The sequence below is a fragment of the Microvirga sp. GN3 genome (genome assembly GCF_055792825.1).
Genome location: NZ_JBVVAK010000248.1, coordinates 1 through 8,328, shown reverse-complemented (window position 1 = coordinate 8,328; position 8,328 = coordinate 1). Strand labels below are relative to the sequence as shown.

Annotated in this window: 8 protein-coding genes; 4 read left to right on the top strand and 4 right to left on the bottom strand. The window is 60.0% G+C overall.

Features of this window, described 5'->3' with window-relative positions:
* Both ACS5Q1_RS45090 and ACS5Q1_RS45085 read right to left on the bottom strand, forming a co-directional pair.
* Positions 1-535 (bottom strand): SDR family oxidoreductase (locus ACS5Q1_RS45090; protein WP_473104321.1); only part of this gene is annotated, 535 nt, incomplete at its 3' end.
* A 46-nt stretch (positions 536-581) separates the two neighbouring features.
* The gene (locus ACS5Q1_RS45085; RefSeq protein ID WP_473104320.1) at positions 582-995 is read right to left on the bottom strand and encodes a GlcG/HbpS family heme-binding protein; all 414 of its coding nucleotides are present in this window, start codon (positions 993-995) and stop codon (positions 582-584) included.
* 356 nt (positions 996-1,351) lie between these two features.
* Here ACS5Q1_RS45085 and ACS5Q1_RS45080 point away from each other — a divergent pair, with 356 nt between their 5' ends.
* Together ACS5Q1_RS45080 and ACS5Q1_RS45075 are read left to right on the top strand one after the other, a co-directional pair.
* On the top strand, positions 1,352-1,576 hold the full coding sequence (locus tag ACS5Q1_RS45080) for a hypothetical protein (RefSeq protein ID WP_473104319.1): 225 nt from the start codon (positions 1,352-1,354) through the stop codon (positions 1,574-1,576).
* A gap of 396 nt (positions 1,577-1,972) precedes the next feature.
* Positions 1,973-2,944 carry a Bug family tripartite tricarboxylate transporter substrate binding protein gene (locus ACS5Q1_RS45075; protein WP_473104318.1) on the top strand — a complete coding sequence of 324 codons (972 nt, stop codon included), beginning with the start codon at positions 1,973-1,975 and terminating at the stop codon, positions 2,942-2,944.
* A gap of 28 nt (positions 2,945-2,972) precedes the next feature.
* On the opposite strand, the gene ACS5Q1_RS45070 is transcribed toward ACS5Q1_RS45075, so the two are convergent.
* On the bottom strand, positions 2,973-3,665 hold the full coding sequence (locus ACS5Q1_RS45070) for a nuclear transport factor 2 family protein (RefSeq protein ID WP_473104317.1): 693 nt from the start codon (positions 3,663-3,665) through the stop codon (positions 2,973-2,975).
* A 402-nt stretch (positions 3,666-4,067) separates the two neighbouring features.
* Here ACS5Q1_RS45070 and ACS5Q1_RS45065 point away from each other — a divergent pair, with 402 nt between their 5' ends.
* Positions 4,068-6,938: an ATP-binding protein gene (locus tag ACS5Q1_RS45065; RefSeq protein WP_473104316.1), complete on the top strand. Its 2,871-nt coding sequence runs from the start codon at positions 4,068-4,070 to the stop codon at positions 6,936-6,938.
* 147 nt (positions 6,939-7,085) lie between these two features.
* Here ACS5Q1_RS45065 and ACS5Q1_RS45060 read toward each other — a convergent pair whose 3' ends face one another.
* A complete protein-coding gene (locus tag ACS5Q1_RS45060; RefSeq protein WP_473104315.1) occupies positions 7,086-7,922 on the bottom strand; it encodes an oxidoreductase in 837 nt (278 codons plus the stop codon).
* A 116-nt stretch (positions 7,923-8,038) separates the two neighbouring features.
* Between ACS5Q1_RS45060 and ACS5Q1_RS45055 the strand changes: the two genes are divergently transcribed.
* The coding region (locus ACS5Q1_RS45055) for a LysR family transcriptional regulator (RefSeq protein ID WP_473104314.1) at positions 8,039-8,328 on the top strand (290 nt) is incomplete at its 3' end.

The window sequence follows — 8,328 nt, the reverse complement described above, 5'->3', positions numbered from 1 at the left end:
CGCCGGGATTGATCGTCTGGATCTTGATGCCGTACGGCGCCAGCTCCTGTTGCAGCGCCTCGGCGATCGATTCCAGCGCATGCTTGGTCGAGACATAGGTTCCCCAGTTGGCCGGCGTGAACAGCCCGCCCATGGACGAGGTGAAGACGACCTTGCCCCTCTTGCCCTCCGACACCCAGCGGCGCACGACACCCTGGGTGAGCACCAACGGCAGGAAGACGTTAACCTCATAGTTCTTGCGCACGAGCTCGATCGGGATTTCCCAGACCGGGCCAGCTTCGCCCATGCCGGCATTGTTCCAGAGCACGTCGAAGTCCCACGATTGCGCCTGGGCGATGTCATAGGGATCGGTCAGGTCGAGGCGCTCGACCCGGAAATTCTGGAGCCCCAGTGCCTTGGCCTCTTCGCGCAGCGGCGTCACCTGCGAGGAGACCTGGGTCGTGGCGATGATGGTGTGGCCGTTCTTGGCCATGCCGATGGCGGCGCCCTTGCCGAAGCCAGAGCCTGCGCCGGTGATGAGAATGGTCTTGGACATGGTATTTCCTTTCCTGGTTGAGCGATGGTGGTTGAGGGTTAGGGGTTCAGCGTGTGAGGCTTTCGAAGGCGGCGAGCGCGGCTTGCGCGACCTCGACGTCCTGCGCCACGGAGCCGCCGGACACGCCCAGGGCTCCGATGACCTCTCCATCCGGTCCCTTGAGCGGTATGCCGCCGCCGAAGGTGGCGAGGCCGCCATTCGTCAGCTGCAGGCCCTGCGCCGGGGCACCGGGCTTGCAGTATTCCCAGACGGCCTCGCTGTTGGCCTGAAACAGCACGGCCGTCGTGGCCTTGCGAACGGCGATGTCGATCGAGGCGAGAACCGCGCCGTCCATGCGCCGGAACGCCTTGAGATGGGTGCCGGCGTCGAGCACCGCGACGACAACGGGAAGCCCGAGCTCGCGAGCTTTGGCTTCCGCGCCATCGATGATGGCCTGCGCCTGATGAGAGGTGAGTTGCATGACATCGTTCTCCTGTCCGCGTCGTCTTGACGTGTGCAGGATCGACCGACGGCCGTTGCTACGCGAGTTCAGTGTCGTGAAATGCCGTAAAACGTTGTGAAGGCGCCGTGATCACGCGAGCAACATCTACCCGTGGACGTCTGTTGGCGTCCGCTATCGAGCGTCTTCGGGTGGCCGGTAGAGAGCATCGAGCAGGGCTTTGGCCGCCTTGAGATCCGCCGTCCCAAAACCTTAAGCGCGAATAGGTTTCCGCAGGCAGCTCACGCGCCCCGTCGCGGCGGCCGTGCCCGAACCATAGCCGGGCAAGGCTCATCGCCGTCCGCAGATGCCAGGACAGCGCTCCCTGGGCATCGGCGATGGCGATCGCTTCCCCGAAGCGAGCATTCCGCGCCCATTTCATCGCCCGCCTGCGCCAGCAAATCGCCGCGAACGCGCAGGAGCTTCGGCAGGTTGTAGACGCCGCTGCTTCGCCCCGTCGCGGTGGTCAGCTCCTCGATCGGGCCAATGCCTGGTCGAAGTGCCTGCGGGCAGCCAAGCCCTCCGCAAGGGTGCAGCTCAGCCAGACTGTGTCGTTCTCGTAACGCGCTGCTCGCCTTAGTCCTCGACCGTCTCCCATTCCCCCATCAGGTGAAATACGCTTGCGGAGCCGATGAGCGCCACCCACGCCGTCACCGGTCGGGATGCTCTATGTGAGCCGCCTCGCCCGTCTGATCGGGGAAGCCCATTTGCCACAGGGTTCTCGGGACGAGAATCGGAGCGTCGCGCGCTGCGGCCAGATTGCCGATTAGATGATGGGAGACGCCCAGCATCGAGTGAGCGGCGGCGATGGCGACGGGATCGATGAGTCCGTCGCGGCCGCCCAGCCGCCCGCGCTCGTTGGGGCGGCGCCGACGGCACCCTTCCGCTGGCGCAACTCACTTCTCGCCGATATAGGAGAGGCTGGGTGTCGGAACAGAGAACCACCCGCGGAGGGGCACATGAAAGCCTGTTTCCAGTCTCTTGTCCTTGTGTTTATCGCCTTGACGAGTGCGGCATCCGCTTACGCGCAATCGGACTACCCGACCAGAAATATACGTCTGCTTTTTGGCTTTTCCGCCGGCAATGACCTTGGAACTCGCATTGTGGCGGAAAAGCTCGCAGAGAGCCTTGGGATGCCGGTCACTGTAGAAAATGCCACAGGCGCAGCGGGCAATATCGCAGCAGATCAAACAGCTTACTCCGATCCAGATGGATATACGATCGGAATGTTGACTGGCGCAAATATCGTCCTACGCCCGCTGCTCTATAGCAGCATACCGTACGATCCTCTGAAAAAGCTCACCCCGGTTAGCCTGGCTTATCGTCTTCCAAACATCCTTGTTGTGAACAAAATCCTGGCAGCAGCCACACTCGGAGAGTTGGTCGAACGAGCACGCGCTGATCCTGGCGCGCTTACGTTTGGCCATCTGGGCAATGGATCAGTAACACATCTTTCAGGGGAACTGCTGAAGATCAAGGCAAACATCGACATCCGCGGTGTGCCCTATCGCGGTGCACCGGCCCTTCTTACGGACATCCTCGGCGGTCGGGTCGACATGGCGTTCCTTCCACCCTCAGCGGCCTTGCCACTCGTAAGGAGTGGTGACATTCGCGCACTCGCGAGTACGTCGCGAGCGCGCGAGGTCTTTGCCCCCGATCTGCCCACGGTTGCGGAAGCAGGATATCCGGATTTGGAGACGACAGTGTGGTTCGGCTTGTTCGTTCCCGCTGAAACGCCACCTCCGATCATTGGCCGACTCAGCAAGGAGGTCGAAACGGCTATGACGCTACCCGAGGTTCAGAAGCGGTTCACGGAAATTGGATTGGTTCCGATAGGTAGCACTCCATCAGAGTTCGATGAAGTCATTCAGCAGGAGAAGATATTCTGGAGCAAGCTGATTAATGAGGCGGGACTAAAGCCAATAAACTAGGCCGGCAATGGGAACAACAGGCTTTGGCTTATATGTCGGGCTCGTTGCGTAGAATAATCAACTGAATGATCTTCTCACCATATATTGTGAAATAGAAGGAAAGCACCAACGGGTCAGGCAAGCCCTGCTTGTCAAATTCTCCGTCGACATTCGCCGCCACAATTGCCGTGCAGTGCCGCTCCAGTACGCTGACAACATACATGGTCATGCGGTTTCCGACGATGTCGCGATCAGCCCAATCTCTAATTTCGGCCTTGCCTCTGTACTCTTGGAGCTGATCGTTGACAATCGCGTCGTCAGCGAAGGTCTCCAGCAACTTCTGGAGATCAAAGGTGTTTGTTGCCAAGACATAGGAGGCCACAGGAGCAGGCAATTCAGGCAAGACAGACCTTGTGATTGTGAGAGTGGAAACCTTCTCGTTTGAGACCGATAGCGTCCAGTCGAATTGCGTCACCCGATGGACACCATCCCCATCGACGCTGCTGATTATGACGGTCAGGACCGTCGCGTTGTTCCGACGGACCGCGTTTATTGGTTGCACAGTCATGCCGCTCTGAAAGAGGCGATCGCTCCAGTCGCAAATGCCTCCTCCGCGGTCGGCGCCCTCCCTATCGGCTATGACTGCGTCGTTGGCGAAAACGGCGAGAAGGGCTGGCCGATCGCGCCTTCGTAGTGCCTCAAGCAACTCGGCAATCGGGGACGGGAGCTTTGAAGGTGCCATGAGTCTCTTGGCCTAGGTTACGGGCATAACCCAAAGATATAGTAGTCACTCCGGGTCTCGGCGCGTTAAGTGTTGTGAATATTTGTAAGTGTGATGGCTGTGACGGCATGGGAGTACCAGGAAAGCTGAACAGCATGTGCGATGCTGAATGGCGCCGACCAGCTCAGAGCGCGTTCCGCAGGTTCGGAGCGCCGACGGACGGAGCCGAGGAGGACGCGTGCCTATCCACACGCCCTTCACCTCTACGATACTGGAGACTCGATATCCGCGGGCCAAGCTGAAGCATCTCGCAGCTTGAGCCGCGGCCTGAACCAGCATCGAGCTCGGGCCATAACTGGCGCTCCTACGAACATTGGGACACGATCTGGATTGAGACGCATAGAGAGCAATCGCACGCGGGCCGTGCACGGTGTAACATTCGGCCCTTTTCAACTTTTTGCGACGGAACGGCTCCTTGAGAAAGAGGGAGAACCTGTCCAGTTGGGAGGTCGCGCGCTTGATATCCTTATCGCACTGGTCATGCGGGCAGGCGATGTAGTCAGCAAGAATGAGTTGATCACGCGCGTTTGGTCTAATGTGATTGTGGATGAGAGCAGCCTTCGGGTCCACATTGCCGGATTGCGAAAGGCTCTCGGAGATGGAAGCTCGGGCACGCGCTATATCGTCAACGTTCCTGGCCGCGGATATTGTTTCGTTGCTCCCATCGTGCGTGGGGCTGAACCCGAAGCAACCCAACCTACCGCGCCTCGCGGCCCCGAGCCGTCTGCACGCCTTCCGCCCCGATTGACACGCATGGTCGGTCGTGACGAGCTAATAGGCGATCTATCAAAGCAAGTGATCGACAGACGGCTGGTCACCCTTCACGGTCCTGGCGGTATCGGCAAGACCACGATTGCTGTTGCGCTGGGCCATGCTCTTCTCTCCGATTTCGGCGGCGCCGTGTGCTTCGTCGATCTCGGACTGCTCAGCGACCCGGGTCTCGTGGCCGGCTCTCTCGCATCGGCACTGGGGCTGCCGGTTCAGTCGAGCGACCCAGCCTCGGCTGTTGTCAACTTCCTCCGCGACCGCCGGTTACTGCTTATTCTTGATAGCTGCGAACACGTCATCGGGCCTGTGGCTGACTTGGCCGAGCGCATCGTTCAGGAGGCGCCCCAGGTGTGCGTGGTCACAACGAGTCGGGAACTGTTGCGCATCGAGGGCGAGTACGTCCATCGGCTGCCCCCCCTGCAGAGCCCACCGGACGATGCCGAACTGAGCGCCGAGCAGACGCTCTCGTTTCCGGCCGCGCATCTCTTCGCCGAACGAGCAATCGCAGGCAATCATCAGTTTGAATTGACCGATGCGGATGCCCCGATTGTTGCAGAGATCTGCCGCAAGCTTGATGGTATCGCGCTCGCGATCGAGCTCGCCGCTGCGCGAGTAAGCACCCACGGTCTGCGCGAAACTGCTGCTCTTCTCGATAGGCGCATGAAATTACTCTGGCGCGGTCGGCGCACGGCGTCCCCCCGCCATCAGACAATGACAGCGATGCTTGATTGGAGCTACGATCTGATCACCGACCGCGAACAGACGGTGCTCCGCAGGCTCTCTGTTTTTGTCGGCACCTTTACGCTTGAGGCCGCTCAAGCAGTAGTGGCCGACGATACGCTTGATCCGTCAGATGTTATTGATGCCCTGGAGCAGTTGGCGGTCAAATCTCTCGTATCTACAGCAAGCGTGTCCGAAGCCTCAATGCGTTACCGGCTTCTCGACACGACGCGCGCCTACGCCCGTGCGAAGCTCGATGACTTAGGTGAGGCGCCGTCGATTAGTCTGCGCCACGCGCTCTATTGGCAGGGTCGTCTAGAGCGCGCTGACTCAAACGAAGCCATTATCGTTCACAACGACAAAGATGGCGTATTAGCGGAGGACCTTGGCAACATACGTGCCGCGCTGGAGTTCAGCTTTTCGAGCCACGGCGATGAAGGTCGTGGAATTGCGCTGGCTGCGGCCTCCGCGCCTTTGTTTACAAAGTTCTCCCTTTTGAGTGAATGCTTCCAGTGGACCGAGAAAGCGCTATCGGCACTTGGCGAGGGGGCGAGCGCCACCCAGTGCGAAATGGAACTCCAGGCCGCCTTCGGTCATTCGATGATGTTCACGAAGGGAAACAGTGACCGCGCTCTCGCTGCGCTCATGAGGGGTCTCAAGCTCGCGGAAGAATTGGAGGATCAGTTCTACCAGTTCAGGCTATTGAGCGATCTGCACATGTTTCGGCTCAGGACTGGAAAATATCAAGACACGCTCGCGCTGGCTAAGCGGGCTCGAGCAGTCGCCGATGAAATTGCTGATCCGATCGGATTGTCGGCCGCGCATAGGCTACTCAGCACCTCCCATCATCTCGTAGGCAACCAGGCCGAGGCACTGACTCATCTGGAGACTTGGCAGCCGCCTCCGTCGCAAGTCACGGACACAAGTGCTTTCAACGCTAGTCGCATTCCGCAGATCGGCTTAAGCCGGGTCTTGTGGTTGTTAGGCTATCCGGATCGGGCGGTTCGGGCTGTCAGAAGGGCCGATGAAGAAGCGATTAATATTCAAAGCCCGGTGCCGTTCTGCATCGTGACAATCTGGGGCGCGTCAGTATTTGGATGGCTCGGCGACTGGGACGCCGTCGACCAACGTGCAGATCGATTGATCGCGTATGCGACCAAGTACTGCTTGGACCCGCATATTGCGGTAGGCCGCGGTCTGAAAGGGACAGTATTAATCAACCGTGGGGAGATTGACCGTGGCATCGAGTTATTGCACGGGTCTCTATTGAAGCTGAGGGCCGATCATTACGAGCTATATGCCCCCAGTCTGTCTCAGGCTTTGGCCGAGGGGCTGGGCATAAGCGGACGCCTTGTTGAGGCCATGGCCGTAGTCAACGATACGATTGCAATCGTCAATTCAAATGGGGGTTCGTTTGATCTGCCGGAATTGCTGCGTATCAAAGGTACACTTTTGATGCAGATCGGGGACCATGCCGGGGCGGAAGAGAGTTTGCGCTCCGCAATTGATTTGGCCGAGCGACAATCGGCACTATCGCTGCAATTGCGCGCAGCGACTAGTCTTGCCCGTCTGAACGTGCATCGAGGACACTCGAACGAGGCACGGGAAATGCTTGCCGAGGTCTACGGTCGATTCGTTGAGGGCTTCGACACAGCCGATCTGCATGCGGCTAGGATGCTATTGGACGAAATTGGCCTACGGCAACTCTGGAGCAGGACTAAAGCTGACCCTGCGGCAAGCCCGTGAACCTGGCTCACAGTTCGTCCCGATCGAATCCTCCCGATCTGTGCCACCATACCATATTGTTGTTCCGCCCCTGGCTCAGTTCCGCCGATATTCTTGCGCGTTCGGGTGCCTTTCCGTGCTCGGAAAGGCACCCGGCGTGAAGAAAGATCAAGCGGCGGGCGGGAAGTCGGTTGAAACCGACAGCGGTCGCCATGCGGCGAGGATCTCCGCGTCCGAGACATGTTTGGCTTCGATCGCAGCGACCGTGTCGCTGCCAAGCGGGAGCCTCACCGGCGGGTTGGGAGCGTCGACGAAAGCCACAACGACCTCGGCGAGCTTGTCAGGATTGCCGGGCTGGTTGTGGCTGATCTGCGCCGCCTTCGCGCGCACCGCGCCAGCCGTCTCGGCATAGTCACTGATCTGGATCGGGCTCACGGAAAGCGAGGTCGCGTCGAGAAAATCGGTCCGGAAATACCCGGGCTCGATCGCGGTCACATGGATCCCCAGAGGGCTCAGTTCGGCGGCAAGTGCTTCCGTCAGGCCTTCCACGGCGAATTTCGTGGAGCAGTAGACGCCGAAGCCCGGTCCACTGGTATAACCGCCGATCGAGGAGAAGTTGAGGATCCGGCCTGAGCGCCGGCGGCGCATGTGGGGCAGCACCGCCCGCGTGACGGCGAGAAGGCCGAAGACATTCGTCCGATAAAGGGCTTCGATTTCCGCCCCGCTGGCCTCCTCGACGGCCCCGAGCAGTCCGTAGCCAGCGTTGTTGACCAGCACGTCGATCTGCCCGAACCGAGCAATGGCTTCCTTGACGGCCTGATGAGCCTGGGCCTCGTCGGTCACATCGAGGGCGACGGCAAGCAGATTGGGGCGGTCGCCGAAGCGATCGGTGATCGCTTGGGGATTGCGCGCCGAGGCGACCACCTGGTCACCCCGTGCCAACGCTTTTTCTACGACCAAAGCCCCGAAACCGCGGGATGCGCCGGTGATGAACCAAGTCCGCATGGGATCCTCCTTGCTAGCGTGCATCGCCCTAATCAGCGAGTGAGGATGTTTTACAAAGAGACGACCGATGAGATAATTGACTGGTTTTTCGCTGGGCTAGTGAGCCGAATTCAACAATGCGCACCATCTCACCCTCGGATCTGATGCCGTTTCTGGCGCTCGCGCGGCACCGGAGTTTCCGCCGCGCGGCTGATGAGATGGGCTGCACCCCCTCCGCCTTGAGCCATGCCCTGAAGTCGCTTGAGGAGCGGTTGGATCTGCGACTGTTCAACCGCACCACCCGTAGCGTCGCCCTCACGGAGGCGGGCGAGCGCTTGCTCGCCCGCATTGCTCCGGCCTTCCAGGACATCGACGCGGCCCTGGATGATCTCAACAGCCTGCGCGGGGCCCCTGTCGGCCGGCTGCG